Below are 25,600 nucleotides of genomic sequence, written 5' to 3' on the forward strand. Positions count from 1 at the left end.
GGCCTCGTCGGCCCGGTGGGTCGATCGCCGGAACCGGTGCCCCGTCCGTGGCTCCCCCCTCCAGGCGGCCGGGAAAAGCTCCAGATGACCAAGAATGTGAGGTGGAACCCGCAGGAACGAAGCCCCGCAGAAAGGCCGGCACATGAGAATCGTGCTCGACGACCTCTCCGGTCCGGAGATCGCTGGATTTCTCGACGAGCATGTCCAGGAGATGCGATCCACCACGCCCCTGGAGAGCAAGCACGCCCTCGACCTGGACGGGCTCCGCAAGCCCGAGATCACCTTCTGGTCGGTCATGGACGGCGACACCCTGGTGGGCTGTGGTGCGATCAAGAGGCTGGACGTGAACCACGCCGAGGTGAAGTCGATGCGCACCGCGCCGTCGCGCAAGCGGAGCGGGACCGCGTCCCTGCTGCTTGAGCACATCATCACCGAGGCGAGGCGCATGGGATTCACCCGGCTGAGCCTTGAGACCGGCGCCACCGAGTTCTTCCTGCCCGCCCGGAGGCTGTACGAGAAGTTCGGGTTCGACTACTGCGAGCCGTTCGCGGACTACCGGCCCGACCCGTACAGCGTGTTCATGACAAGGGTGCTTTGAAAGATCCTGATCCACGGGAGACGTCGTCCCCGCGGACCGGCCCCGTACGGCCTGGTCGTCGAGACAGAGGCGGAAGGGATGAGCGGCCGGGTCGAGGAGCACCCGGACGTTCTCCCGCGGCCGGTCCGCGAAGCCGGTCACCGGCGTACGAGCGCGCGAGGCCGTTTCGAGGGCCTGGGCGCGGGAGGCGGGGCGGCGGCTCTTCCAGGGCGCCGGATCTCCGGAGCCGCGTCACGAAGGGAGCCAGGACGGCCACCAGGGCGGTTCGCAGTCGCCGGTGATCCCTTCGGTGGCGACGTCGTGAACGATCACGACTATCGGCCCGGCGATCGAGACCAGGACGGCCAGAGGCGTCAGGATCGCCTTCGGCAGACCGTTGTCCGCGACCCACGGCAGCCGGGCGAGCAGGATGACCGGCAACGAGGCGAGCAGCGAGAGAGCCGAGATGACGGGAAAGACAACGAACCGGCTCGCCGCCCAAATCAATCCGGCGAAACTCTCTCCGGCGCTCAAATCGCCAAGACAGTAACCCTGCGCCCTGGCCACCAGAACGATATCCAGGAAAGTTCCCAATGTCGCGCACGTCAACGCGATGACAGCCGAGACCCCACAGCCCGTGGCCCAGATCACATCACTCTTCCCTGACGAATTTCGCTCGGTCACGGCGCCATCAAAACAGACGCCCATGCTCTTCGCGCGCAGAGAATGTGAGGATACGGTGCAGATCCCTCTTGACCGTCTCCCACGGATGTCCTTGTGCGCCTGAGCCGGACACGATCCCGAGGAGCCGGCCCGCTGGTCTCCACCCATCAGACGACGGGAAAGACTTCGCCCCGGGACAGGAATTGACACCCACACCCCGGAGGGCACCGCTTTTCACCCATAAGCGGTGTCACGGCCCCCGGAGAAAAGCGCGGCGGCGTCGACACGAAGCGATCGCCCTTTCGGCAGGAAATCATTGTCAGGCCCGAACCGGTGAAAATCATTTACGAGAGCTCGCCGGTCCGCCGATCCCGGTGATCATTGTGTGCGGGCTTCTCGGCGCCCTGCCCCGGCGGAACCCTCACCGATCCCAGGCACCATAATTCGGCCATGGATTACGGAAGAGTTCACGAGGTCGTCGCCAAGAGCTGGACCGAGGACGTGCTGCCCAGTCTTTCCGGCCTGGTGGAGATACCCGCGTTGTCGGCCGCCTTCGACGTCGGCTGGGAGCGGAACGGCCATCTGCGAGCCGCCGCCGACCACGTACGGGACTGGATCGCGGCGCGCGGCCTGCCGGGCGCGCGGTGCGAGGTCGTCCGGTTCGACGGCCGCGCCCCGCTGCTTCTCGTGGACGTGCCCGCGACCGCCGGCACCACGGCAGGCGGCACCGTGCTGCTCTACGGTCACCTCGACAAGCAGCCCCCGCTCGGCGACTGGTCCGAGGGGCTGGGCCCGTGGCGGGCGGTGGTGCGTGACGGACGGCTCTACGGTCGCGGCGCGGTCGACGACGGATACTCGGGCTACGCGGCGACGACCGCGTTGACCGCGATCCGGGCGGCGGGCGGCGAGCACGCCCGGACGGTCCTGCTGCTGGAGACCGGCGAGGAGTCCGGCAGCCCGGACCTGCCCTCGTACCTGGAGCACCTGTCCGACCGCCTCGGTGACGTGTCCCTGGTGATCTGCCTGGACGGTGGCGGTGGCGACTACGAGCGGTTGTGGCTGACCGAGAGCCTGCGTGGCGCGGTGCAGGCGACCGTCACGGTGCGGGTCCTGGAGACGTCCGCGCACTCCGGGGTCGCCAGCGGTATCGTGCCGAGCTCCTTCCGCGTCATGCGCCGGCTGCTCGACCGGGTGGAGGACTCCGCGACCGGCGAGATCACCGTCCCCGAGATGAACGTGCCGATCCCCGAGGAGTCGCGGGCCAGGGCCGAGGCGCTCGCCGCGCTGGAGCCGGGAGCCGCCGCGCGCCGGTATCCCCTCGTCGACGGGATGCGCGCGGTCTCGGACGACGACGTCGAGCTCATCCTCAACAACACCTGGCGGCCGACGCTGTCGGTGATCGGCGCGGCCGGGCTCCCGGACCCCGCGGTGGCGGGAGCCGTGCTGCGCGCCTCGACCTCCCTGCGGCTGAGCTTCCGGACCCCGCCGACGGTCGACGCCGAGGTCGCGCGAGCCGCGCTGGTAAGGATCCTGACGACCGACGTGCCGTACGGCGCGCGGGTCGAGGTGGGCGACTTCCTCGTGCTGAACGGCTGGCAGGCCCCGGCGGCCGCGCCCTGGCTGGCCGCGGCACTGGAGGAGATCGGCGGCCGGGTGTTCGACAGGCCGTGCCGCGGTTTCGGCATCGGCGGCGGGATCCCGTTCATGGAGATGCTCGGCCGCCGCTATCCGGACGCGCAGTTCGTCGTCACCGGCGCCCTGGGGGCCGACTCGAACATGCACGTGCCCGACGAATGGCTGAACATCACGTTCGCCGAGAAGGTGACCGAGGCCGTCGCCCACATCCTCGACGCGCACGCCCGCACCTGACCGGTCGCCGCGGGCGACCGGCGCCGGGAGGGCGGCAGACCCGGGTCGGCCGCCCGGCGGGAACGCTTGCCCCCGGCCGGAGGCGTGCGAGATCTCGGCCGTCTAGCGCTGCTTGAGGCGGGCTTCCTTGCGGACCTCGACCTGGAGGGACTGCTCGCGCTCCAGCCACTCCGGGTTCTCCGCCTTCAGCGCGTCGATCTCGGCGGTGGTGAGCGGTCCGGTGATCCCACCTCTGAGCAGACCGGCGATGGAGACCTTGAGCTTCGCGGCGATGACCTGCTTGGTGTGCGGGCCGTTGAGGCGCAGGTCGGCGAGCCAGGCGGGGGGCGTCGACCGCAGCTCGTTCAGCTCGTCCCTGGAGATAACACTCGCCTGGAACTCGGCGGGAGTGGCCGAAAGGGGGACACCCAGCTTCTTCGCCGCGGTCGCGGGCTTCATCGTCTGGATGGTCTTCGGTTTGGGCGAGGTCATGGCGTCAAGAGTAGTCAGCCGGAACGGGTTCTCCTGACATCGGTACTCTGGGGAAGTGACTGATGGAGAGATCGGCAGGATGTTCCGACTGGCCTACGTGCCCGGGGTGACACCCGCGAAATGGGTCGACATCTGGACCGAGAGAACGCCCGACGTGCCGGTCACCCTGGTCGCGGTCCCCGCCGCCGAGGCGGTGGCGCTCCTGCGGGACGGCGGCGCCGACGCCGGATTCGTCAGGCTGCCGGTCGACCGGGACGGGCTCAGCGTGATCCCTCTCTACGTGGAGACCACGGTGGTCATGGTGCCCAAGGACCACGCGGTGGCCGCCGCCGACGAGGTGAGCATCGCCGATCTCGCCGACGACGAGGTGTTCCATCCTCTGGACGACACCGTCGAGTGGACGGTCCGGCCGGGGCAGCCCGCCTTCACCCGCCCGGCCACAACGGCGGACGCGGTGGAGCTTGTGGCGGCCGGCACCGGGATTCTCCCGGTGCCGCTGTCGCTGGCACGCCTCCACCACCGCAGGGATCTCACCTACCGGCCGGTCTCGGACGCGCCGCAGTCCCAGATCGCGCTGGCCTGGCCCACGGACGCGACCACCGACCTGGTGGAGGATTTCATCGGCATCGTCCGCGGCCGGACGGCGAACAGCTCGCGTGGCCGTACCCCCGCCCCGCCCGCCTCCCCCGCCTCCCCCGCGAAGAAACCGACACAGCGGCAGGCACAGAAACCCGCGCAGAACGGCTCCGGTCGCCGGGCCGTACCGGCCGGTCGCAAGAAGAAGGGCAACCGGCCTCGGTGACCCGCGGACGGACGCGCCGATGTGACGCCGCTGGGAAGCGGAGCAGGTGTCCCACACTTGACCCCACGGCCTGATCGGCCGATCACGCCGCGCCCCCGACGAAGGGCTCCGTTCGAGTCGTGATCCTCACCGACCCCGGGGGCCCGGACGGAGGAGACGGGGACCGTTCAGCTCTGCGCGAAGCCTGCGGAACTCGAACGCGCCGTCTATTTATGGTGAGGCATGGCCTCCTCTGTCCCGCCGCCGCGTCCGGCGATCGATCGGACCGCCCCCAAGCCGTCTCCGGTTCGTGAGCCGCTGTGGCGGCACGCGCTCGGTGGATGTCTCAGAGGTCTTCGTCACGAGCGGGGCGAGAAGCTGAGCGAGACGGCGCGCCGCGCCGGCGTCTCGCCGCAGTATCTCTCCGAGATGGAACGAGGCCTCAAAGAGCCGTCGAGCGAGATGATCGCCGCGGTCGCCGGCGCGCTGGACGTCACCCTGGTCGATCTGACCCTCGCCGTCGCCGAGAGCCTGCGGTCCGCCCAGGGCAGCACGTCGAGAGGCGCTACCTGCTCGGTGGCGTACGCCCTGGCCGCGTAGCGCGGCCTGCCGGGACCGTCCGCGGGCCTACCGCTCCTCGATGATCTCGTCGAGGAGCCCGTACTCCAGGGCCGCGGTCGCGGTGAACACGCGATCGTGATCGGTGTCGGCACGCAGGGTCTCGACGGTCTGACCCGTGTGCCGCGACAGTATGCGCTCGATGTCCGCCCGGACACGTACGACCTCGTCGGCCTGCAGGATGAGGTCGGGGATCGTTCCGCGCCCCTGGGCGGCCGGTTGGTGCAGGATCACCCGCGCGTGCGGGAGAGCGGCACGTTTCCCCTCGGCCCCCGCGGCGAGAAGAACGGCACCCACCGCGATGGCCTGTCCGACGCAGGTCGTCTCGACCCGCGGGCGGATATAGCGCATGGTGTCGTAGATCGCGAGCATCGCGCTCGGGTCCCCGCCCTCGCAGTTGATATAGAACTGAATGGCGCCATCGGGATTGTCCGACTCCAGGAAAATAAGCTGTGCGACGAGCGCGTTCGCGACGCCCGCGTCGATCGCGGTCCCCAGATAGACGATTCGCTCGGTGAGCAGGTGCGAGTAGACATCCATGATCCGCTCGCCACGTGGATTCCGGGCGATGACATTGGGAATCGTGTATGTGCTCACTGGCCGGCTCCTTCGGTGACGCCGAATCCGAGTCGCGGGCGATCGGGTGGTGCGATTTCATGGAAATTCTGGACGATCGAGTCTATGAAGCCGTAGTCAAGTGCCTCTTGCGCCGTGTACCAGCGATCATGCAGAGAGTCCTCGAATATGCGCTCCACGGGCTGCCCCGTGTCCCCGGCGATAAGACCGAGCACCGTGTCGCGAGTGTGCCTGAGGTCGTCGGCCTGCAGCTCGATGTCGACCGCGGTGCCGCCGATCCCGGCCGAGCCCTGGTGCATCAGGACACGTGAGTGCGGCAGGGCGCGGCGCTTCCCCTTGGCCCCCGACGAAAGCAGGAACTGCCCGGCGCTGTAGGCGATGCCCAGCACGAGGGTCGACACGTCACAGGGAATGAGCCGCATGACGTCACGAATCGCGAGCATCGACGGAACCGAGCCGCCCGGAGAATGGATCCACAATGCGATGTCGGTCGACGCGTCCTCCGTGGCGAGCGCCATCAATTGCGTGGCGAGCAATGTCCCGTTGTCATCGTCGAGAGGGCCGTCGAGAACGAGAACACGCCGCTCGTAAAGCTGATTTCTCACCCGCGCGCTGAACTGTGGAAGTTTCGATTCTTCACCCATGCGCCCATCATGTGGGGCGGTCCGGATCGGCGTCGACCCGATCTGCCCGGGGCGGATCCGCTCTGAGCAGACGAACTCGGTTTCCGGCCCGTGCCGTCGGGCTCTTCCGGACGGCACGGGCGTGGCGGCGTGGGATCCGGAGAGACCCGATGGCGCCACGCCCCTGTCATCGCGGGCCCGCTACTCCGTGGTACCGTATAGTAGTACTCGGTAGTACGGAGTACCAGAAGACCGAAGAGGACCCACGATGGACGACCTGACGGAGATGCTGAAGGGCACGCTTGAGGGCTGCGTGCTTGAGATCATCGGCAGCGAGGAGACCTACGGGTACGCCATAACGCGTCGGCTGAACGAGCTCGGCTTCGCCGACGTCGTCGAGGGGACCGTCTACACCATCCTGCTGCGACTGGAGAAGAACGGGCTCGTCCAGGTGACGAAACGACCGTCCGGGCTGGGCCCGCCACGCAAGTTCTATGCGCTCAACGACGCGGGACGCGAACAGCTCGCGACGTTCTGGGCGAAATGGGAGTACGTCACGTCCCGGATCGACAAACTCAAGGAGGGCGGGAGATGAATTTCTGGGAGACCATCACGGGCAGTGATCTCACCAGGGAATGGAAGGCGTTCGAAGTTCGGGCCGGGGCATTGCCGGCCGACCACCGGGCGGCGTGGGAAAAGATCAAGGGTCATCTTTTTCTCTACGGGAACTTCACGGGTCGAAACCTGATGCCGATCCTCGACGGCGCCCTGGGGCTGCTCGAAGAGACGGCGGCCGACGGGCAGAGCGTCCACGAGGTGCTGGGTGACGACATCGGGGGCTTCTGCGCGGCGCTGGCCGGCGAAGAAGGGGCCCGGAGCTATCGCGACCGGTGGCGCGAGCAGCTGAACACGAACGTCGCGAGGAAACTGGGCCGGCTGGGAGGCTGACGTGGGCATCCAGGACATCATCGAGGGCAAGAAGCAGTGGCGGGCACACATGGCGCGGGTCAAGGCGCTGCCGCCGGACTACCAGATCGTCTACAAGGAGATCCAGAGATACCTCTTCAAGGTCGGACCGGTCGACCTGCTCGACGGGCCCCTGCTCTCAGGGATCCTCGACTTCTTCGAGGAGGGCGCCGTGGCCGGCAAGGGAGTCCTGGAACTCATCGGCACCGACGTCGCCGCCTTCTGCGACGACCTGATCAAGGACTCGCGCACCTACGCGGACGTCTACCAGGAGTCCATCAAGGGGAAACCCGGCACGGCCGAGAAGTGAACCGCGCCGGGTTGACGCACCCCGACGGCCTGGTTGACTCTCATACCGGCTGGACGTTCGGATGAAGCATCCCGTACTCGATGGGGGTGAGCCTCACCGCGGGAACAAGATCCTCGGTGACCTTCCGGGCGTTGTGCGGAGTCGTGGCCGATCTGGACGCGCGGCCTCGGCCCGGGCCGCGGTGGTGAGGCCCGGCCGCATGCCGGAGTCTCATGAGCTCGGGTGAAAGGACACCACATGGCGCCTTCCCGTAACCGGGTCACCCCCATGGGGGACATCGTGGCGATCCCGCTGCGCGGCGCCTGGACGGGTAATCGCGGCATCGTCCATTCGGGCGAGCGCGTCGTCCGCTTCCACGCGGGCGACCTGTGGATCACCTGTGCGCTCAGGTTCAGGGAGCGGCGGCAGGAACAGTGGCGACCCGATCACTACACCTTCCTGTACTTCCACGACGAGGCCGTCTCGCTGGCGGCCGGGCATCGCCCGTGCGCGGAATGCCGCAGGGACGGCTACAACGCCTACCGCTCCGCCTGGGCCGAGGGCCTGCGGGTCGACATACCGTCCGCCCGGGCGATGAATCGGCAGCTGCACGGTGAGCGGCTCGTCCGAGGCACGCATCGGAGGCGTGTCCACGAGGTGCCCTGGGCCGGCCTGCCCGACGGCACCTTCGTCCGGCTCGGCCCCTCCCCCGCCGTCGTCATCGGCCCTCGGCTGGTCGAATGGACGTTCGAGGGATACCGGACCCGCCACCCACGGCCCACACGGGGACTGGCCGACGTCATCACCCCGCCCTCGACCGTCGCCGCGTTGAACGCCGGATACCCGGCGCAGATCGACGACTCCGCGCGTGATTGACGTCGTCCCCGCCTCGCCGCTTCAAGGTGTTCCGCCCCGCCCGGGGTCTTTGTCACCCGGTTAGTCACCCGGTTGGTCACCCGGAACCTGTGCTCTCCGCAGGCTTTCCCGGCTCCTCCGCCCAGACGTCCCGGCCGTTGCCTCACAGTTCTGAGGCGTGGTAGCCGAACCGGTCGACCGGCCGTTGCCTCACAGCTCTGAGGCGTGGTAGCCGAACCGGTCGAACAGCGCGTCGTCCTGATACCAGGCGGGTCGTCTCGGGGTCACTGACGGGAGAGAGCGCGAGTGATGCCGGTGGCGATGGTGGTGGCCAGCACCCAGCCCGCGATGACGAGCCCGTAGGCGACCCACTGGCCACCGCCAGTGGGTTGGTACGCCTTCTCCTGCCCAAAGTCGATCAGCGGGAACAGCAGATCCAGGGCGTAAACAAAGGCGTTGAAAGCAGGACCCTTGCCAAGCTCGGCACGGGGCGGGGTGTCCAAGGTGAAAACGACGGCACCGGTGATGAGCAGGATCAGGAACCACAGGGCGGCGCGGATGGGACGGTAGCCGTATCCGACGGTGATGTCCTGCAGCCACCCCCAGGCGCGGGCGTGCCACGGGAGCCTGGGACGTTGCCGCCGCTGCCGCCGCTGCTTGACCAGTAGGACGGTACGGGCATCGACATCGTGCCCCAGCCTCCGATAGACGGCGGCAAGTTGTTCGTACGGCTGCGGCACGTACCCGTCGAGGTCGTCCTTCAGCCAGGTCAGGCGTTGGGTGACGGACAGCATCGGATCCAGCGCGTCGTAGACAAGACCGTTCTGACAGCGCGGCGACCAGGTGGCGGGGGCGTCATAGAGAACGCCGACTCGGGCGTGCCGCAGATCGACGACGCCTTCCGGCGTCCGCTTCGGGCGCAGGTACAGCTCCCGGGCCTCCAGTTGCCGGGCTGCCAACGCCTGACCGCCCGGCGCGGACAGGGTCGCGCCGGTGAGGTCCAGGTGCCGGCCGAGACGAGCCCCGACCAGGATGAACTCACCTTCCGCGGTGAAGCCGCGCCCACACTCCAGCCCACCGCCGATGCTCGTCCTGGCAAGGTCGAGTGCCCTCTCGCCGGGGTTGCTGAGGCGGGCACCGTTGAAGTCGGCGAACGTACCGATCCGCGCGTCAGCGAGACGAACCGCACCCTCGGCACGGAAACCTTCGGTGCACGACAGCCTGCCGCCGATGCTCACACCGTCGGCGTCGAGGGCGGCTCTACCGGACGCGCCGGAATCCATGGCGGCCAGGCTCGCACCGGCCAGGTTCAGTGATCCCGCGATGCGGGCCTGGGAGAGATTCACCCGCCCCTCGGCGGTGAGCCCGCGTGCGTCGATACTTCCCTCGACCTGTAGCTCCGCGGCCTGAAGCGCGTGCCCCTCGGGATGGGTCAGGTGGGCGCCTTTCAGGCTGAGCTCCCGGTCGATCCGCGAGTCGGCCAGCCGTACCGTGCCGGTCGCGGCGAACCCGTCACCCAGGTACAGGCCCCCCTCGGCGGTGATCCGGGAACCGCGAAAAGCCATCTGGCCCGGATGATCGATCGTGGTTCCGGTGAAGCTGAACGGTCCGGTCACGCGGGCGTTGCGCAGGCTCACCATCCCGGCGACGGCCATCCCCCGGCAGAGGACGCTCCCATCGGCGACCAGCCCGTCCAGGTCGAGCGGCAACCCCATCGCGTCAGCGAGGCGGGCCCCATCCAGGATCATCGCGCCGATCACTCGCGCGCTGGACAGCCGGACCTGGCCTGTGACATGGAGACCTTTCGCGGACAGGCCTCGGCCGGTCTGGAGCCGATCACAGTCGATCGCCATGCCGGGAGCGGAGATCCGCGCACGGTTCATCGTGAGGCTTCCCGCGAGCTGGGCCCCACGCAGTTCCAGCAGGCCGGTGGCCACGCAACCGTCCAGTCGCAGGTGCCCGTCCATGTGCACGTTGGAGGCCGACAGGCCCGGCAGGTGAGAGCCCTTGAAGCTCATCTGCTGGCACCGCGCCCAATAAAGGCCTGGCCCCTGCTCAAAGAAGCAGGAGAGAAACCGTGCTGAGTGGTAGATCGTGGAATAGGCCAGATTTATCCGTTCGGTGATTCGAGCTCCCCTGATCCGAAGAGCCGGAATCCGGTGCGACCGTGGCGCCTCCTCCCTCATCAGCAGCGCGGCGATCACCCGAGCGCGAACCGTGCGCTCCGTCCCCCAGCCCGCACCCGCCACCGGGTCGTCCTCATCTGGCTTCCCGGTTGCGAAATCGACCTCTTCCCCATGCGGGAATGCTTCCCACACCCGGCGCTCAGCGTCAGACAGGTCCTCAATACGCACATCGTTCCCCTCGTACGAACATGCTCTCCCTTTGATCGTTTGCTTCGCATAGGGGGTTACCGAGCTTGAGAGTTCGTGTTCTCCGTACGCTCTCTCGGCTCCTTCCCTCAGACGTCTCGGAGGTGTGGTAGCCGAACCGGTCGAACAGTCCGTCGTCCTGGTAGCGGCGCAGGTGCATCATCGGCGAGTCGTGGCCGACGAGCCTGGCCAGGTGCGGCGTCACGAGCATCTCGGAGTCGAAGCGGAAGACGCTCATCGCGATGTGCTCGTCCCCGAAGCGTGCCTCGATGCCGGGCACGTTCCGAACCTGCTCGATCTCCGAGAGGGTGATCCGGATGCGGGTGGAGACGGTCAACGGGACGTTCTCCACCTCCTAGCGCCGACGGGTGACCGCGCTGTCCGGGGCGCCGATCAGGAATCGGATCTTGCACCCCTGCCCGGCCTTGCGCTTGAGGACCTTGGCGAGGTGGGGTGTTCCAGCCACAGGAAGTAGTTGGCATTGGCCGATCAACGAAGCTTGGGCGGCATGGACGGCGTCGCTATCCGGAAGAGCCCGATAAGACAGGCGTGGCGACCTGAAATCCAAAGAAACCCCTGCGGCCACCTCCTCCAAAAAGGGCAGAAAACCTAGTAGCGGACGAATACGCAAAATTCAGACTCGGACTCTACGCAGACACGACCGCCTGATCGCAAACGGGGGCCAGTCACGAGACAGAGGGCTCCTCGCCCTGCTCAAGCGGTAGATGAAGGTCGTCGGGATGTGATGCGGTGAGACGGTCGCTGTACTTCTCTGCTGTAGTGCAGCAGGCGATGAGCAGATGTCGTAGATTTGATGACGGGCGCCGATCTGGGCGGCTTCTGGGATCGCGTCGTTGACCTGCCGCTGCGGCTTCCGTTGATTATCGACGTTTCGCAGGGCTTTTCACGGCTCGCGTACCCTGGATAAGCCCCGACCTCTTCCTTATCAAGGACCCGGAGGTGGTTGTCATTTGGATGCAGTTAGTGCCAACCGTTGTCGGTCTTGTTGGCGTTGTGATCGGAGTGCTTGTCGGCGCCTGGCGGGAATCACGGCTTCAGCAGGGAAACTGGCTGCGTGACGACCTGAGGCGCTGGCAGCGGGACCGAAGGGGTTCGTACCTCAGGCTCGTCCAGGCTGACGACGAACTGTATCGTTGTGTGATCCGGGACTTGCCCGACCCGCCGCCCGGGCAGCCGGTGACCGATAGTCGATCAGCAGGTCTTGACGAAGTGATCCCGCCACTCGCCACGAATGAACGTACCGAGCTGCTCCGGGCATTTGACCGCCTCTGGCGTGCGAAGCGCGAAATCGAGCTTCACCACTTGACGGACGACGCACTCTTGGTCGCAACCAACAGGCTCACACTCAAGGACGCCGAACTGGTGAGCCTTACGCTATTCGACTTGACTCACCGCCCTGAGGACGCGCAAGAAATAACGACACAGATCCGAGATGCACTGAAGGTGCGGCGCGACTTGATCGACCAATTCGTGCAGGAAGCACGGACAGCTCTGAACGTCCCGCGTGATCGGAATGCTTGATTCGATTTCGGGCCTGTTCGCCTGTCCGTGTCTCGCCAGGGTCGCAGAGGTAGGCGTGATCTCCGCCATCGAGTAACGCCACGCCGCTTGTCGGCGGGATCGCAGGCAGGGCTGAGCAGGTCTTCGCGCTCTGAGCCGCCCATGAGGATGAGGCGGCGGTCAGGGGTGAGGCGGACGAAGGTGCCCCGGCCGTGGGCGACGGCGAGCAGCCCTTCCCCGACGAGCTGGGCGATGGCCTTGCGGATCGTCGGGCCCGAGGTGGCGTACTCGTTGGCGAGGAACGCCTCGCCCGGGAATGCCTGTCCTGTCGGGAGTCGGTCACCCGATCAGTCGCTCACGCCCCGTTCCGAAGATCGGATACGGGGCGTTCTGGCTGGTGGGCACTACTGGGTTCGAACCAGTGACATCTCGCCTGTAAGGCGATCCGAACGGGGTCACGACCAAGGCCGATATTGCCTCTGACCTGGGCGTACGGTCCACGACCGTCCACCGGTGTCCGCTCTCGTCCCACGTCGTTGCCATCCAGTTGGTCACTCAAGTACGACACGCAGCCAGACGGCGCGGCAGCAACGCGAAAGCCCTCAAGGAGAGAAGAACACGGGAACCACAGCGTCCGTCATGAACAGGATCACCCAGTACGGCGACCGCGAGGCATATCGAGCACCATGGCCGAGTCGCCGAAATCTGCCACGATCTTGAGCTGACCTCCGAGCGCCGTTACGTAAGCGGCCAGGGTGGCGACTTCGCTGATCACTCCACTCTCGATCTGCGAGATGCGGGCCTGTGACACACCCATCGCCTGAGCGACATCCTCCTGCCGCAGGCCAAGCTTGCGTCTGGCTTCAGCAAGTTGGTAGGCGCGCTGGCGAGCTACGAGCCCATCGCGGAGTTGGGCAACCTCCTGCTCATCGCTGGGCTGGACAAGCTCAGCACGCAGTTCCTCCCATGTCACCGCCTGATCGCTCATTGTTCCCTCTCCTTGAGGTACCGGGCAAAACGCACCTCTGCTGCCTTGATCGCCACGTCATACCAACCACTCCAGTCACCCGACTTGTCTCCGGCGACCAGGAACACAGCTTGACGCCAAGGGTCGAAAACGAAGAGCAGCCGCACCTCGCTCCGCCCGCTGGATCCAGGTCTCAGCTCCTTGAGGTTACGGATAGTCGACCCTTGAAGCGTGTCCACCAAGGGCCGCCCCAAACCGGGACCTTCCTCGGCGACCCGATCCAAGGCCGCAGCGATCAGCAAGAGTGTCTGCCGATCCACCTTCCGTAGCTCGTGAAGCCAGTCACGGACCTCTGGAACGATCACTATCTGCCAGTTCACTCCATCATAATAAATTTCTTATGTTGATCCAAGAGGAACTTTGGCAACTCAGCGTATCGCCAACGTCACAAATCTTGAGGCATGGACCATGAGTGGATCAGGGGAGAACCCTGCCGGAGTCACCCACGTGGCTGACTAACCCCGGGCGGCGACGCGATCGGAGTGCTCTTCCAGTTCGATCACGATGCTTGCGGGTGCACCTTCGCCGTGTTCGCTCAGCCCGGTCCGACTAGCGCCCCCGTCGAAAACACCTCTCGCCTCGTCAATCATCGCAACGCGGTCATCACGGAAACTGCGTATCGCGAGTAGGCCCGCCCAGCGCACCTACCGGCGGAGGCGTTAGACGAAGCCTTCAGAAGTTAGTCACCCAGTAACCGCTCTCGCCCTGCGCCCAAGTGTAGGGATGGGACGTTTCGCCTGGTGGACACTACTGAGTTCGAACCAGTGACATCTCGCTTGTAAGGCGATCCGAGCGGGGACGCGACCAGGGTGGATACCGGCTCTGACCTGGGCGCATAGTCCGCGACCGTTCATCGTTGTCCGCCCCCGGCCGGGGTCGTCACCCAGTTGGTCACCCAGGACTGGCGCTTTCCGCAGGCTTGCGCGGCTCCTCCGCCCAGACGTCCCGGCCGTTGCTCCACAGCTCGGAAGCGTGGTAGCCGAACCGGTCGAACAGTCCGTCGTCCTGGTAGCGGCGCAGGTGCATCATCGGCGAGTCGTGGCCGACGAGCCTGGCCAGGTGCGGCGTCACGAGCATCTCGGAGTCGAAGCGGAAGACGCTCATCGCGATGTGCTCGTCTCCGAACCTCGCCTCGATGCCGGGCACGTTCCGAACCTGCTCGATCTCCGAGAGGGTGATCCGGATGCGGGTGGAGACGGTCAACGGGACGTTCTCCACCTCCTCCCGGCGGCGGGTGACCGCGCTGTCCGGGGCGCCGATCAGGAACCGGATCTTGCACCCCTGCTCGGCCTTGCGCTTGAGGACCTTGGCGAGGTTGGGGTGTTCCAGCCACAGGAAGTAGTTGGTGTACCCGGCGAAGACGATCTCGTTGCGGGCCGAGGTGATCAGGTTGCGCCAGATCGACTTGGGACACGCCGACCGATAGGGGTAAACGGTCAGAACCTCTCGATCCGGACCGGTCTTCACGGTGTTACGGATAGCCTCTGGCCACAACACGGACGTATCAACTCCTAATGCCTCGGCGGCGGCCAACTGGTGCCGGAGGTGCGGAACTCGTGCCTCATCCTGTAACCAGCGTTCCACCGTCTTAACATCCACCTCGCAGCGATCCGCCAGGTTCTGGTTGCTCAGCTTCGCATCGAGCATGGCGCGGCGTAACGGGACGTTGGCCACGGTGCACCTCGGGGCGTGAGGACGTCAAGGACGTTTTCGACTCTAACGTTGAAACGTCCTGGACGTCTCTGGAACGCGGCGGGTTCGTCACTCGAATGGAATGACGCTTACTCCATGTCAACCCCCATAATTCTGGAGGACCTCCAGGCGGCCTTTCCTGGATGGTGCATTTGGCGTAGTTCTGCGGGCCGTTTGTGGGCCACCCGGAACGGCCGACACCTTACCGACGAAGAGGTGGGTCGTGGCCTCTATCAGACGATCGACGCCGACGACGTTGCCGAACTTGCCCGGCAGCTCCGCGACCAGGAGGGGCTGGAGTCATGAGCACCCTCGGCTGGAAAGAGTCGGCTCAACGATGCCCGGCCGCCCTGGCTGCCGAGGCCTGCGGATCGGCCTCGAACACTGCGGCGTCGCGGCCGACGTCCATCAGGGCCACGACGTTTCCCTGGTCTCCGTCTGGACCAATCTCGTGGTCTGGACGGACGGGTTCGCCTACCGCTGGTGGACGGGGAAGATCTCAGCGAAGACGGGCCGCCGCTTGTACCGGGTCTACGGCGTGGACAACCCGATCACCGTCGCCCACCGCGTCGCTCAACGGTACGAAGAACTCCGCAAGGCTTCCCACTGGTCCAAGGGCGTCGCGGAGCGTACGTCGTGATTCTGCTCGACGAGTGCTTGAGTCCGCATGTGGCGATGCCGCAGCGAGATCACACCCGTCTGGACTGGCGAGAGCCGTACCCGACGCTCGAACGGGCACGCTCAGTGGCCTGGACCTGCTGGTGCCGTGCCACGGTCTACGAACTGTGCGAGGGCAGCGGCCGAGCATTCGTTCGGCGAACCCTCCAACTCGATGACGGCCATAAGGTCCACGAGACCTCCACCTGGCCGCTCAGCAAAGCGCGGGTGATATGGACGGCGTTGCTATCCGGAAGAGCCCGGTGAGACGGACATGGCGGCGCGAGATCTGGAGGGACCTACATCGCCACGCCTCCAGCAAACAGAAATATGACCGTTCGCTTTTCGAATGGACCGATTACCCTAGGCGGCCGATCGAGGCCGTGATGATGAATGTGTGGCCAGCCGACTCACCTTACATGCCTCAAGTGTCCTTATTTGTGCCACCTCGACTCTACTCAAGCCATGTGCGATGATACATATATTCGCTATACACAACTCTCGCTGACTATATCTGACCAAGAATCAGCACTCGGGACGATCAATAATGTCGATCATGAGATCACGGGCGATCACTCCGATGCCATCACGGGAATCAACGTAGCCAACTTTGCCGCAACGCTGCTAGAACGCAGCCGTCGACTGCGGGTCTTGGTGTGCTGCCAGTAGGCGTAGCGGTAGACGCCCATACGGCCTCGGCGCACGCTCAGAACGTCGGCCTTGCTGCCCTCGATGGTCATGAACAGTGCCGAGTTGGGAGTGACGCGGCCTGCGGTGCGTTCGGCTTCGCTGGCGACAGTGACGTATTCCCATCCCTGCTTGGCAGGGTTGTACGTGGGGCTGAGCAGGTCTTCGCGCTCTGAGCCGCCCATGAGGATGAGGCGCCGATCCGGAGTGGGGCGAACGAAGGTGCCCCGGCCGTGGGCGACGGTGAGCAGTCCTTCCCCGATGAGCTGGGCGACGGCCTTGCGGATCGTCGGGCGTGAGGTGGCGTACTCGTTGGCGAGGAACGCTTCGCCGGGGAGTGCCTATCCTGGCTGGTAGTGGTCTTGAACCACGTCTGAACGCAAGAGGTCGGCGATGATTCGCCACCGGGCGGCGCCCTTGCCATCGGTCATGCCGAGTTCCCCTCGGGCTCCAGCGTTCCGGGCCCGATCGTGGTCGCTGTCACTCAGAACTCGCGCTCTTTACGCGTCTCGTCATCGGCACTGGTTTTGGTGACCACCACGGCACCTGGCCAGCGAACGGGAACCCGCACACCAAATCACAGGTGTCCGTCGGTCAGGCGGCGTGTGGCTCGAAGCAGACCGAACCCAGATCATGACCGGAGGTGAGACGGACGTCGGCGTTCAGTGCCTCGGCCAGATGCCGCAGCAAGGCGATCGTCGGCGCGGTCCCACCTTCCTCGATGCACTCGATCTCGTCCTCGCTCATGCCCGCACGCTCAGCCAGCTCCGCCACGGTCAGCCCAAGCGCGCTACGCCGGTCGTACAACGCCTTACCAAACGCCAGCGCTTCACGAATCATGATCCGTTCGGGATCCTCGGCCTGAGATTCGGGCCGCACCCAGCGGGTGTGATAACCAGTCATCACGCCTGCCTCTCATAGATCTCGGCTGCCGGCCCATGATGGTCGTGTTCGCAGGTCTTCTGTGCCCGGACCGCCCTGTCGATCTGCCGCTGATCATGCTGCTTCGTCTTATGGAAAACTGTGAGCAACACAATCGTCCTACCCGGAGTACACCAGTACGTCACCCGAGCCGCAACATCACGCAGGCGGACACGTAGCTCCCAGACCGGCCCTGGCCGGGACGTACGGTCCACGATCATCCACCGTCGTCCGCCCCCGTCCGACGTCGCTGTCACCCAGTTGGTTACCCAGAACTGGCACTCTCCGCAGGCCTGCGCGGCTCCTCCGCCCAGACATCCCGCCCGTTGCTCCACAGTTCGGAGGCGTGGTAGCCGAACCGGTCGAACAGCCCCTCGTCCTGGTAGCGGCGTGGGTGAACCATCGGCGATGATCCCCGTGTTTACGGCGCAAGCGGACTAATCAATCTTGTGAAGAGGTTTTCCAACCCGACTGAAGCTCAGTCCCAGATATGAGCCAGGAGTTATATTCTGAAGATGACCTGGGAGATCGTCCTGCTGGAACCCGTGGAGTCCTGGTTCCTCAAACTCTGTGAGAGTGATCCGGGCTCGGCGGCCCTCGTCGAGAAGGCGATCGACCGGCTCGCCGAGGTCGGCCCCGCCCTCAGACGCCCCTTGGTGGACACGTTGGAGGACGACGACCTGAACAACCTGAAGGAGCTTCGTCCAGGGTCACGAAGGCGGTCAGAGATTAGAATCATCTTCATCTTCGATCCCGACAGAGAAGCGGTCTTCCTCGTGGCCGGAGACAAGGCAGGCAAGTGGTCGCGCTGGTATGACGAAGCGATCCCGCTGGCCAAGTCCCGCTACACGGAGTACCGCGCGGAGAAGAAGGCCGAGCAGACCAAGGAGGACAGGCGATGAGCCCTGCGCGCCGCTGGCAGGAGGTCAAGGCTGAGGCCCACCGGCTCCACCCCGAGCTGGCCACTCCCGAGCGACAGGCTGCCGCTGAAGCCGAACTGGATGCGTACGTGGCGGGGTATCACCTGAAAGAGCTGCGTAAGTCGCTGGGCAAAACCCAGGTCGAGGTCGCTGCCGCGCTCGGCATCTCCCAGTCACGGGTCTCCCAGATCGAAAACGGCGACCTCGACGCCATGGAGCTGGAAACTCTCCGGGCCTACGCGGCCGCGCTGGGCGGACACGTCGAGGTGACGATCAGTGTCGGCCCACACTCCGTCAAGGTCGCCTGAGATTGGCCGAGCCCATTCGAGACAGCTGCCCAGCAGGGACATCCCGCGTATGAAGGCGACATCTGTCCAACCGACGTTGCGATGCGCATAGCGGGCAAAAAGAGAACCCCTGACCTATCAACGCAGGTCAAGGGCTTGTGGTGGGCACTACTGGGTTCGAACCAGTGACATCTCGCTTGTAAGGCGAGCGCTCTACCGCTGAGCTAAGCGCCCGGGGAAATCCCGTTGGACAGACGGGATAACACTTTACGGCACCCGGGGGGACTTCAGTACATCGAGAGACCACGTGGTTCCCGCGTCGGCGAAGCCCGCGGCGCGCCAGCCGAGGAGGGCGGCGCCGAGCATGCCGGCGGACATGCCGAGGGCGGCCTGGCGCAGGGGTGGGGCCTGGCGGAAGGCGAGGCGTTTCTGGAGGCGTTCGGCCAGGGGGTCGGAGAGAAGGGTGCCCGCTTCGGCGAGGCCGCCGCCGAGGACGATGGCGGAGGGGTCGAGGAGAAGCGTGTAGGAGGCCAGGGCGAGGGAGAGCGCCTCGACCGCTTCTCCCCAGATCTCCGTGGCGAGAGGGTCACCGGAGGCGGTCAGGGTGGCGACCCGCTCGGCGGTGACGGAGACGGCGCCGGAAGAGGAGGCGGCACGGGTGGAGTAGCGGCGGGCCACGGCGGAGGCGGAGGCGTAGGTCTCCAGGCAGCCGATCTGGCCGCAGGCGCACGGCTCGCCCTCCGGGAAGACCGGGATGTGGCCGATCTCGCCGCCCCAGCCCGCACTCCCGCCGTACGGCTCGCCGTGCAGGATCGTGGCGCCCGCGATGCCGGTGCCGATGGGCAGGAACAGGAAGTCGGAGAGTTCGCGGCCGGCGCCGAGGACACTCTCGGCGAGGCCGCCGGTGCGGACGTCGTGCCCGAGCATGACGGGGACGTCCAGCGGGACGAGGTCCGTCGCCGGGACGTCGCGCCAGCCGATGTTGGCGGAGTAGAGGGCCGCCTCGGCGGTGACCAGGCCGGGTACGGCGAGGCCGACCCCCTCAGGGGTGCCGCCCCCCGCGGTGGCGAGGTCGTCGATGAAGGACCTGATCGTCGCGATGACGGCCGCCGGTCCCCTGTCGCGCGGGGTGGCGCGCCGGTCGGTGCGGACGATCTCGCCGGAACGGGTGACGAGGCCGCCCTTCATCGATGTTCCACCGACGTCAAGGGCAACAACGAAGGAGCTCATGCACCTGTCCAGCGGCTCGAAGGGGCGGGGCCGAGCCCGACCCTAGCGCACGCCGGAAACGCCGGAACGGAGGGATCTCCCCCAGCGGAAAAGGGATACGTGGGCGGTACCGGCAGGCCGCGCGTCACCCGGAGGAATCGCCCGGGAAGCCTGCCTCATCTGGCGGCCGGGACACGTGGGCGGTATCGGCAGGCCGCGGATCGCCCGAGGGGGCCGCCCCATCTGACCGGGACACCGCCCCCGGGATGGACTCAGAGCGGCGGCGACGTCGAGCCGGTCGACGGCGATGTTCGATGCCCAGACAGCCAAGGGCCTCAGGGAACCCGGCGCAGGACCCTGGCCAGGGCGGCCTCCACCTCGTCGGCCAGGCCGGGCGCGTAGGAGGCGGCCAGCCTGCCGTCGCCCCGCGCCGGGCGTACCGAGCCGCAGGAACGGCACTCCACCTCGCCCAACCGGCAGATGAGCGCGACGGAGCCGCACGTCGAGCAGGTGTCGAGGTCGGCTTCGTGGGTGCGCCGGCAGTCCGGGCAGACCAGCACCAGCGTCTCGTCGCGCACTCCGCGCGTCCACGGACTGGCACCACGGATCGGGTCGGTCTGCCTGGCCCCGCAGGAGAAGCAGGGCATGATCGCCTCCGAGAGGTCGGACCGGCAGGCGCCTCGCGAGCGGGCGTCGGCCGGATCACCGCTTAGGGAAGTTCGGCGAGCGCCTTGTGGTACTCGGCGATGTCGCGGGCCCGTGAGACCGGGTTCACGACGCGCCAGCGAACCACACCCTCGCCGTCGATGATGAAGGTCCCGCGTCCCGCGTAGCCCTTCTCGTCGTCGAATACACCGTATGCCCGCGCGACCTGTCCGTGCGGCCAAAAATCGGAGAGCAGCGAGAAGGTGTAGCCCTTCTGATCCGCCCACGCGCGCTGAGCGAAGATTGAATCAACTGAGATCGTGAGAATTTTAACTTCTTCCGGCATGTCGGGGCCGAACTCGTCGCGGAGGGCGTCGAGTTCGTTGCCGCAGACGCCGCTGAAGGCGAGAGGGTAGAAGATCAGCACGATCTTTTTGCCCCGAAGCCCGGAAAGCTTGACCGGGGTGCCGTGCTGGTCCCTCAGCTCGAAGTCGGGGGCCTGGTCACCCACCTCGATCACCATGATCGGGGATCCTTTCCTCGGCTGACGGCAGGCGTCATCATCCTGCCGTACGGCCCGCGCGAGCCGTACGGCAGGGCGGACCCTTAGCGGCGCGCCTTGGGCGTCGCCAGACGCGTCCCCGACCAGTCGGGAGCGGCACTGATGCTGCTGGTCTGCGAAAGACCCGCAGTGGTCGCGTCTTCCCCGATGTCGCTCGGCTCCACGTGCCCGTCCCGGCCGGCTTTGGGAGTGAGCAGCCAGATCTGGCCGCCGTCGGTGAGGTTGGTCACCACGCTGCTCAGGGCGTCGAACAGATCGCCGTCACCGTCACGCCACCAGAGCAGCACGACGTCGACGACGTCCTCGAAGTCTTCATCGACCAGCTCGTTACCGGTCAGCTCCTCGATGGAGTCGCGCAGATCGTCGTCGGTGTCCTCATCCCATCCGACCTCCTGCACCACCTGACCCGGCTTGAGGCCGAGTCGTTCGGCCAGGCCGCGTTCGCCCTGCGCCTGACCCGCGGTCGCGCTCACGTTTGTCCCTCCTGCTTGAATGGCCCCGCAATCACACGGTGCTCAGAGTGCTTCGGCACAGTCCACACGCTGTGACCCTCAGTCGTCAACGGTCGCCACGGCAACGACTGGGCTACGTATGAATTAGTCCGACAAAAATGACAAACGGACCTGGCGTTCCAGATTGTCGACGTTGAGATCCACCACGGCGATGGACTGCCAGGTTCCCAGTGCGAGCCGCCCGGAAAGAACCGGGACGGTGGCGTACGGCGGAATGAGGGCGGGCATGACATGCGACCGTCCATGCCCTCGTGATCCGTGCGCATGCCTCCATCTGTCGTCGGCCGGAAGCAGACCCTCCAGGGCCGCGAGCAGATCGTCGTCACTGCCTGAGCCCAGCTCCAGCAGCGCGACCCCCGCGGTCGCGTGGGGCACGAAGACGTTCAACAGGCCGTCGCCCCCACATGACCGGACGAAGCTCTCGCACTCGGAGGTGATGTCGTGCACCCGCTCTCGGGAACCCGTTACCACCTCGATCGTCTGAGATCTCACATAACCGATCCTACGATCCATCGTGAGCTGCGATGACGACCGCACCCGGTCCCGGGGACGGCGGGCGCTCCCCGCCGCCATCCGATCTTCGTCGGCGCGGAGACAAGATCGCCATGTCCGGTTCCTGGAATGTCCGCGTCTGGACCGTTCCCCCGGCGGAAGAACCCGAGGTGTGGTTTCCGGACACCCCGGCCGGATGGGGCATGTCCCGGTCATCGGGGCGGACGACGGCCCGGTACGTGCCGGCCGCCGGCCGCTCCCGACCGGTGGACGAATCGTTACCAGTTCGGCACGGAACATCACCGCCCCGGGCGCTCACCCCTGCCTCCACCCCCCGTTCCTTCCGCCACCCCTGCCTCCTTCCGCACCCCCTTCTCTCCGCGCTTCCACCGTGAGAGGAAGGACGGAGGGCGATCCCGTCGCCGCCGATCTTCCATCGAAGGCCGTGGCCGACCCTCCACCTGAGGCCACAGTCGATCTTCCACCGGAAGAGGTAACAGAAAAATAGTGAGAAACAGGGCGAAAGCCGGGGCGGGAGGCGCTCTCCGCGCTTCGGAGAAGCCTCGCGAGGCCCTCGTGAGCCCTCGTGAGCCCTCGTGAGGTCCTCGCGGGACTCCCGCGGGGTTCTTGCAGAGATCCTTCAAGGACCTCACAGCGGTTCTCCAGAGGACCCTCGTAGAGTCCCTCGAAGGATCTCGTGGAGCCCCGGGAGACCCCACGAAACAGGCGGCAGGGCGGGCCCGGCGGCGGGTCCCGGATTCCTAGGGGGTGGGAGCCTGTAAAAAAGGGGGAACCTCGATGTAACCTTTGGTGGCGATTCGTCCTACCATCGGTGGTCTAGGCCACTTTCGTATCACTGCCAGCAGGGATCTCCTGGTTACCGGTAAGTAGAGATGCACTTTCCGGGGTAAGCGACCAGGATGGAAGACGACCTACACCAGACAAAAGTCCATCCTCGGAAGGCGAGACCCAGTGGCTTCCGGACGCCAGCGTTTCTCGATCATCAGCGACGGCCTACCCAGCCAGCTTCCTGATGTCGACCCCAGCGAGACCCAGGAGTGGCTCGAGTCGCTCGACAACGTCATAAAGACGGAAGGTCGCACTCGGGCCCGTTATCTGATGCTCCGGCTCTTGGAGCGCGCCCGTGAACACCAGGTCGGGGTGCCCGGCCTGCGCAGCACCGACTACATCAACACCATCCCGCCGGAGCGCGAGCCCTGGTTCCCCGGCGACGAGTACGTCGAGCGCCGGATCCGCGCCTACACGCGCTGGAACGCGGCCGTGATGGTGACCCGGGCCAACGCCCGCACCAACGTCGGTGGGCACATCGCCACCTACGCCTCCGCCGCGTCCCTCTACGAGGTGGGCTTCAACCACTTCTTCCGGGGCAAGGACCACGGCGAGTCCGGCGACCAGGTCTTCTTCCAGGGCCACGCCGCGCCGGGCATCTACGCACGCGCCTTCCTTGAGGGCCGCCTCAACGAGGGTCAGCTCGACGCCTTCCGCCAGGAGCTCTCGCACGGGTTCAAGGGGCTGCCCTCCTACCCCCATCCGCGCCTGATGCCCGACTTCTGGGAGTTCCCCACGGTCTCCATGGGCCTCGGCCCGATCGGGGCGATCTACCAGGCCCGGTTCAACCGCTACCTGCTGAACCGGAAGATCAAGGACACCAGCCGCAGCCACGTATGGTGCTACCTCGGCGACGGCGAGATGGACGAGCCCGAGTCGCTCGGCGCGATCGGCCTGGCGGCCCGTGAGGAGCTCGACAACCTCACCTTCGTCATCAACTGCAACCTGCAGCGGCTCGACGGCCCGGTGCGCGGCAACGGCAAGATCATCCAGGAGCTGGAGTCCTACTTCAGGGGCGCCGGCTGGAACGTCATCAAGGTCGTCTGGGGTCGCGACTGGGACCCGCTGCTCGCGGCCGACGTCGACGGCGTGCTGGTCAACAAGATGAACACCGTCCCCGACGGCCAGTTCCAGACGTACTCCGTCGAGACCGGCGGATACATCCGCGAGAACTTCTTCGGTGACGACCCGCGCCTGCGCAAGATGGTCGAGCACCTGTCGGACGAGGACATCCGCAAGCTGTCGCGCGGCGGCCACGACTACCGCAAGGTGTACGCGGCCTACAAGGCGGCCCGCGAGCACGTCGGCCAGCCGACGGTCATCCTCGCCCAGACCATCAAGGGCTGGACCCTCGGCAAGGACTTCGAGGCGCGCAACGCGACGCACCAGATGAAGAAGATGTCGAAGGCCGACCTGAAGGAGTTCCGCGACCGGCTCTACCTGCCGATCCCCGACTCCGCCCTCGAAGGCGACCTCCCCCCGTACTTCCACCCGGGCGAGAACGACCCCGAGATCCAGTACATGAAGGAGCGGCGCGCGGCCCTGGGCGGTTTCCTGCCCAAGCGCGTGATGCGCGCCAAGCCGGTCAAGCTTCCCGGCGACGCCGCGTACGCGCAGCTGAAGAAGGGCTCCGGCAAGCAGAACGTCGCCACCACCATGGCGTTCGTCCGCCTGCTCAAGGACCTCATGCGCGACAAGGAGATCGGCCACCGGTTCGTGCCGATCATCCCGGACGAGGCGCGCACCTTCGGTCTCGACGCGATCTTCCCGACGGCGAAGATCTACTCGCCGCACGGCCAGACGTACGAGGCGGTCGACCGCGAGCTGCTGCTGTCGTACAAGGAGTCGACCGAGGGCCAGATCCTGCACGAGGGCATCAGCGAGTCGGGCTCGATGGCGTCCACGATCGCGGTCGGCTCGTCGTACGCCACGCACGGCGAGCACATGATCCCGATCTACATCTTCTACTCGATGTTCGGCTGGCAGCGCACCGCCGACCAGATGTGGCAGCTCGCCGACCAGATGGGCCGGGGCTTCCTGCTCGGCGCCACCGCCGGCCGCACCACGCTGAACGGCGAGGGCCTGCAGCACGAGGACGGCCACACCCCGCTGATCGCCTCGACGAACCCGGCGGCGATCTCGTACGACCCCTCGTGGGGGTTCGAGGTGGCCCACATCGTCAAGGACGGCCTGCGGAGGATGTACGGCGAGCAACCGGAGAACGTCTTCTACTACCTGACCGTCTACAACGAGCCCTACCTCCAGCCCGCCGAGCCCTCGGACCTGGACGTGACGGGCCTGCTCAAGGGTCTGTACAGGTTCGCCGCGGCTCCGACCGTGTCCGGGCCGAAGGCCAACATCCTGGCGTCCGGCGTGGCCGGGCCGTGGGCCGTGGAGGCCCAGCGGATGCTGGCCGAGGACTGGGGCGTGGCGGCCGAGGTGTGGTCGGCCACCTCCTGGGCGGAGCTGCGCCGCGACGCGCTCGCCGCCGAGGAGCACAACATGCTCAACCCCGAGGCCGAGAAGCGCGTGCCGTACGTCACGCAGGCGCTCTCGGCGGCCCAGGGGCCGTTCGTGGGCGTGAGCGACTACATGCGGGCGGTCCAGGACCAGATCGCCCAGTGGGTTCCCGGTGACTGGAGCTCGCTCGGCACCGACGGCTTCGGCCTGTCGGACACCCGGTCGGCGCTGCGCCGCCACTTCCACGTGGACGCGGCCTCGATCACCCTGGCGGTGCTCACCCAGCTGGTCAACCGGGGCGAGCTCGACCAGGAGGTGCTGGGCGACGCCATCTCCATGTACCACCTGAAGAACGGCGTCACCGAGGCCGCGGGCGCCGAGAGCAACGACACCCAGTCCATGGGAGTTTGATCGTCCCCGGGCGGGTTCTCCTTTTCCATGGAGGGCCCGCCCGGTTAGTGTTGAACGCTCCCCCCGGCGAACGATTCCAGGGGAGAGC

General features: G+C 66.5%; 31 protein-coding genes, 1 tRNA gene and 2 pseudogenes. 13 read left to right on the forward strand and 21 right to left on the reverse strand.

Features of this window, described 5'->3' with window-relative positions; translation table 11 throughout:
* Positions 1-142 precede the first annotated feature (142 nt).
* Positions 143-598, forward strand: coding sequence for a GNAT family N-acetyltransferase (locus ACSC1Q_RS29100; protein WP_436761881.1), 456 nt, complete (start codon positions 143-145; stop codon positions 596-598).
* A gap of 231 nt (positions 599-829) precedes the next feature.
* Here the strand turns inward: ACSC1Q_RS29100 and ACSC1Q_RS29105 are convergent, their stop codons facing one another.
* Positions 830-1,261, reverse strand: a complete 432-nt coding sequence (locus tag ACSC1Q_RS29105) for a hypothetical protein (protein WP_436761882.1) — start codon at positions 1,259-1,261, stop codon at positions 830-832.
* A gap of 429 nt (positions 1,262-1,690) precedes the next feature.
* Here ACSC1Q_RS29105 and ACSC1Q_RS29110 point away from each other — a divergent pair, with 429 nt between their 5' ends.
* Positions 1,691-3,109, forward strand: coding sequence for a M20/M25/M40 family metallo-hydrolase (locus ACSC1Q_RS29110; protein WP_436761883.1), 1,419 nt, complete (start codon positions 1,691-1,693; stop codon positions 3,107-3,109).
* A gap of 102 nt (positions 3,110-3,211) precedes the next feature.
* Here the strand turns inward: ACSC1Q_RS29110 and ACSC1Q_RS29115 are convergent, their stop codons facing one another.
* On the reverse strand, positions 3,212-3,580 hold the full coding sequence (locus ACSC1Q_RS29115; protein WP_436761884.1) for a DUF5997 family protein: 369 nt from the start codon (positions 3,578-3,580) through the stop codon (positions 3,212-3,214).
* A 55-nt stretch (positions 3,581-3,635) separates the two neighbouring features.
* Here ACSC1Q_RS29115 and ACSC1Q_RS29120 point away from each other — a divergent pair, with 55 nt between their 5' ends.
* Entirely contained in the window at positions 3,636-4,382 is a 747-nt protein-coding gene (locus ACSC1Q_RS29120; RefSeq protein WP_436761885.1) for a LysR family substrate-binding domain-containing protein, read from the forward strand.
* Positions 4,383-4,604: 222 nt separating this feature from the next.
* Positions 4,605-4,961 (forward strand): helix-turn-helix domain-containing protein, encoded by a 357-nt coding sequence (locus ACSC1Q_RS29125; protein ID WP_436761886.1) that lies wholly within the window; start codon positions 4,605-4,607, stop codon positions 4,959-4,961.
* 27 nt (positions 4,962-4,988) lie between these two features.
* Here ACSC1Q_RS29125 and ACSC1Q_RS29130 read toward each other — a convergent pair whose 3' ends face one another.
* Together ACSC1Q_RS29130 and ACSC1Q_RS29135 are read right to left on the reverse strand one after the other, a co-directional pair.
* Positions 4,989-5,576 carry a ClpP family protease gene (locus ACSC1Q_RS29130; RefSeq protein ID WP_436761887.1) on the reverse strand — a complete coding sequence of 196 codons (588 nt, stop codon included), beginning with the start codon at positions 5,574-5,576 and terminating at the stop codon, positions 4,989-4,991.
* A complete protein-coding gene (locus ACSC1Q_RS29135) occupies positions 5,573-6,199 on the reverse strand; it encodes a ClpP family protease (protein ID WP_436761888.1) in 627 nt (208 codons plus the stop codon). Before ACSC1Q_RS29135 ends, ACSC1Q_RS29130 begins: the two co-directional genes overlap by 4 nt.
* A 247-nt stretch (positions 6,200-6,446) precedes the next feature.
* Here ACSC1Q_RS29135 and ACSC1Q_RS29140 point away from each other — a divergent pair, with 247 nt between their 5' ends.
* The 4 genes from ACSC1Q_RS29140 to ACSC1Q_RS29155 all read left to right on the forward strand — a co-directional run bounded on the left by ACSC1Q_RS29140 (position 6,447) and on the right by ACSC1Q_RS29155 (position 8,309).
* Positions 6,447-6,773 (forward strand): PadR family transcriptional regulator, encoded by a 327-nt coding sequence (locus ACSC1Q_RS29140; protein WP_436761889.1) that lies wholly within the window; start codon positions 6,447-6,449, stop codon positions 6,771-6,773.
* Positions 6,770-7,126, forward strand: coding sequence for a DUF1048 domain-containing protein (locus ACSC1Q_RS29145; protein ID WP_436761890.1), 357 nt, complete (start codon positions 6,770-6,772; stop codon positions 7,124-7,126). Before ACSC1Q_RS29140 ends, ACSC1Q_RS29145 begins: the two co-directional genes overlap by 4 nt.
* A 1-nt stretch (position 7,127) precedes the next feature.
* A complete protein-coding gene (locus tag ACSC1Q_RS29150) occupies positions 7,128-7,454 on the forward strand; it encodes a DUF1048 domain-containing protein (protein WP_436761891.1) in 327 nt (108 codons plus the stop codon).
* Between the two features lie 237 nt (positions 7,455-7,691).
* Positions 7,692-8,309 carry a hypothetical protein gene (locus tag ACSC1Q_RS29155; RefSeq protein WP_436761892.1) on the forward strand — a complete coding sequence of 206 codons (618 nt, stop codon included), beginning with the start codon at positions 7,692-7,694 and terminating at the stop codon, positions 8,307-8,309.
* A gap of 263 nt (positions 8,310-8,572) precedes the next feature.
* On the opposite strand, the gene ACSC1Q_RS29160 is transcribed toward ACSC1Q_RS29155, so the two are convergent.
* Entirely contained in the window at positions 8,573-10,642 is a 2,070-nt protein-coding gene (locus ACSC1Q_RS29160) for a translocation/assembly module TamB domain-containing protein (protein WP_436761893.1), read from the reverse strand.
* Positions 10,632-10,997, reverse strand: coding sequence for a hypothetical protein (locus tag ACSC1Q_RS29165; RefSeq protein ID WP_436761894.1), 366 nt, complete (start codon positions 10,995-10,997; stop codon positions 10,632-10,634). Before ACSC1Q_RS29165 ends, ACSC1Q_RS29160 begins: the two co-directional genes overlap by 11 nt.
* A 623-nt stretch (positions 10,998-11,620) precedes the next feature.
* Here ACSC1Q_RS29165 and ACSC1Q_RS29170 point away from each other — a divergent pair.
* Positions 11,621-12,202 carry a hypothetical protein gene (locus tag ACSC1Q_RS29170; protein WP_436761895.1) on the forward strand — a complete coding sequence of 194 codons (582 nt, stop codon included), beginning with the start codon at positions 11,621-11,623 and terminating at the stop codon, positions 12,200-12,202.
* Between the two features lie 185 nt (positions 12,203-12,387).
* Here the strand turns inward: ACSC1Q_RS29170 and ACSC1Q_RS29175 are convergent.
* The 4 genes and pseudogenes from ACSC1Q_RS29175 to ACSC1Q_RS29190 all read right to left on the reverse strand — a co-directional run.
* Positions 12,388-12,507: pseudogene (locus ACSC1Q_RS29175) on the reverse strand (GntR family transcriptional regulator); the annotation flags it as partial.
* A 323-nt stretch (positions 12,508-12,830) separates the two neighbouring features.
* Positions 12,831-13,169 carry a helix-turn-helix domain-containing protein gene (locus tag ACSC1Q_RS29180; RefSeq protein WP_329084198.1) on the reverse strand — a complete coding sequence of 113 codons (339 nt, stop codon included), beginning with the start codon at positions 13,167-13,169 and terminating at the stop codon, positions 12,831-12,833.
* Entirely contained in the window at positions 13,166-13,528 is a 363-nt protein-coding gene (locus tag ACSC1Q_RS29185; RefSeq protein ID WP_436761896.1) for a type II toxin-antitoxin system RelE/ParE family toxin, read from the reverse strand. The genes ACSC1Q_RS29180 and ACSC1Q_RS29185 overlap by 4 nt, the downstream gene beginning before the upstream one ends.
* Before the next feature lie 571 nt (positions 13,529-14,099).
* Positions 14,100-14,675, reverse strand: coding sequence for a hypothetical protein (locus ACSC1Q_RS29190; RefSeq protein ID WP_436761897.1), 576 nt, complete (start codon positions 14,673-14,675; stop codon positions 14,100-14,102).
* Positions 14,676-15,237: 562 nt separating this feature from the next.
* Here ACSC1Q_RS29190 and ACSC1Q_RS29195 point away from each other — a divergent pair.
* Positions 15,238-15,540 (forward strand): hypothetical protein, encoded by a 303-nt coding sequence (locus tag ACSC1Q_RS29195; protein ID WP_436761898.1) that lies wholly within the window; start codon positions 15,238-15,240, stop codon positions 15,538-15,540.
* A gap of 589 nt (positions 15,541-16,129) precedes the next feature.
* Here ACSC1Q_RS29195 and ACSC1Q_RS29200 read toward each other — a convergent pair.
* The 5 genes and pseudogenes from ACSC1Q_RS29200 to ACSC1Q_RS29220 all read right to left on the reverse strand — a co-directional run bounded on the left by ACSC1Q_RS29200 (position 16,130) and on the right by ACSC1Q_RS29220 (position 17,568).
* Positions 16,130-16,429: a hypothetical protein gene (locus ACSC1Q_RS29200; RefSeq protein WP_436761899.1), complete on the reverse strand. Its 300-nt coding sequence runs from the start codon at positions 16,427-16,429 to the stop codon at positions 16,130-16,132.
* A gap of 42 nt (positions 16,430-16,471) precedes the next feature.
* Positions 16,472-16,570 (reverse strand): annotated as a pseudogene (locus tag ACSC1Q_RS29205) (GntR family transcriptional regulator); the annotation flags it as partial.
* 268 nt (positions 16,571-16,838) lie between these two features.
* Positions 16,839-17,147 (reverse strand): helix-turn-helix domain-containing protein, encoded by a 309-nt coding sequence (locus ACSC1Q_RS29210; protein ID WP_436761900.1) that lies wholly within the window; start codon positions 17,145-17,147, stop codon positions 16,839-16,841.
* The gene (locus ACSC1Q_RS29215) at positions 17,147-17,386 is read right to left on the reverse strand and encodes a type II toxin-antitoxin system RelE/ParE family toxin (protein WP_436761901.1); all 240 of its coding nucleotides are present in this window, start codon (positions 17,384-17,386) and stop codon (positions 17,147-17,149) included. The genes ACSC1Q_RS29210 and ACSC1Q_RS29215 overlap by 1 nt, the downstream gene beginning before the upstream one ends.
* 44 nt (positions 17,387-17,430) lie before the next feature.
* Positions 17,431-17,568 carry a hypothetical protein gene (locus ACSC1Q_RS29220; RefSeq protein WP_436761902.1) on the reverse strand — a complete coding sequence of 46 codons (138 nt, stop codon included), beginning with the start codon at positions 17,566-17,568 and terminating at the stop codon, positions 17,431-17,433.
* 112 nt (positions 17,569-17,680) lie between these two features.
* Here ACSC1Q_RS29220 and ACSC1Q_RS29225 point away from each other — a divergent pair, with 112 nt between their 5' ends.
* On the forward strand, positions 17,681-18,067 hold the full coding sequence (locus ACSC1Q_RS29225; RefSeq protein ID WP_436761903.1) for a type II toxin-antitoxin system RelE/ParE family toxin: 387 nt from the start codon (positions 17,681-17,683) through the stop codon (positions 18,065-18,067).
* Entirely contained in the window at positions 18,064-18,393 is a 330-nt protein-coding gene (locus ACSC1Q_RS29230; protein ID WP_344918385.1) for a helix-turn-helix domain-containing protein, read from the forward strand. The genes ACSC1Q_RS29225 and ACSC1Q_RS29230 overlap by 4 nt, the downstream gene beginning before the upstream one ends.
* Positions 18,394-18,531: 138 nt before the next feature.
* Here the strand turns inward: ACSC1Q_RS29230 and ACSC1Q_RS29235 are convergent.
* The 6 genes from ACSC1Q_RS29235 to ACSC1Q_RS29260 form a co-directional block, all read right to left on the reverse strand.
* A tRNA-Val gene (locus ACSC1Q_RS29235) sits at positions 18,532-18,606 on the reverse strand.
* Positions 18,607-18,639: 33 nt separating this feature from the next.
* Positions 18,640-19,602: an ROK family protein gene (locus ACSC1Q_RS29240; protein WP_436761904.1), complete on the reverse strand. Its 963-nt coding sequence runs from the start codon at positions 19,600-19,602 to the stop codon at positions 18,640-18,642.
* Positions 19,603-19,916: 314 nt separating this feature from the next.
* Positions 19,917-20,228: a hypothetical protein gene (locus tag ACSC1Q_RS29245; protein WP_436761905.1), complete on the reverse strand. Its 312-nt coding sequence runs from the start codon at positions 20,226-20,228 to the stop codon at positions 19,917-19,919.
* A 62-nt stretch (positions 20,229-20,290) separates the two neighbouring features.
* Positions 20,291-20,749: a peroxiredoxin gene (locus tag ACSC1Q_RS29250; protein ID WP_436761906.1), complete on the reverse strand. Its 459-nt coding sequence runs from the start codon at positions 20,747-20,749 to the stop codon at positions 20,291-20,293.
* Between the two features lie 83 nt (positions 20,750-20,832).
* The gene (locus ACSC1Q_RS29255) at positions 20,833-21,261 is read right to left on the reverse strand and encodes a DUF3052 domain-containing protein (RefSeq protein WP_329084203.1); all 429 of its coding nucleotides are present in this window, start codon (positions 21,259-21,261) and stop codon (positions 20,833-20,835) included.
* A gap of 123 nt (positions 21,262-21,384) precedes the next feature.
* Positions 21,385-21,792 (reverse strand): secondary thiamine-phosphate synthase enzyme YjbQ, encoded by a 408-nt coding sequence (locus ACSC1Q_RS29260; RefSeq protein WP_329084204.1) that lies wholly within the window; start codon positions 21,790-21,792, stop codon positions 21,385-21,387.
* Positions 21,793-22,764: 972 nt separating this feature from the next.
* On the opposite strand from ACSC1Q_RS29260, the gene aceE reads away from it, so the two are divergent.
* The gene (aceE, locus tag ACSC1Q_RS29265) at positions 22,765-25,512 is read left to right on the forward strand and encodes a pyruvate dehydrogenase (acetyl-transferring), homodimeric type (RefSeq protein WP_436761907.1); all 2,748 of its coding nucleotides are present in this window, start codon (positions 22,765-22,767) and stop codon (positions 25,510-25,512) included.
* The last annotated feature ends 88 nt before the right edge of the window (positions 25,513-25,600 follow it).

The organism is Streptosporangium heterodermiicola (assembly GCF_051390675.1).
Lineage (GTDB): Bacteria > Actinomycetota > Actinomycetes > Streptosporangiales > Streptosporangiaceae > Streptosporangium.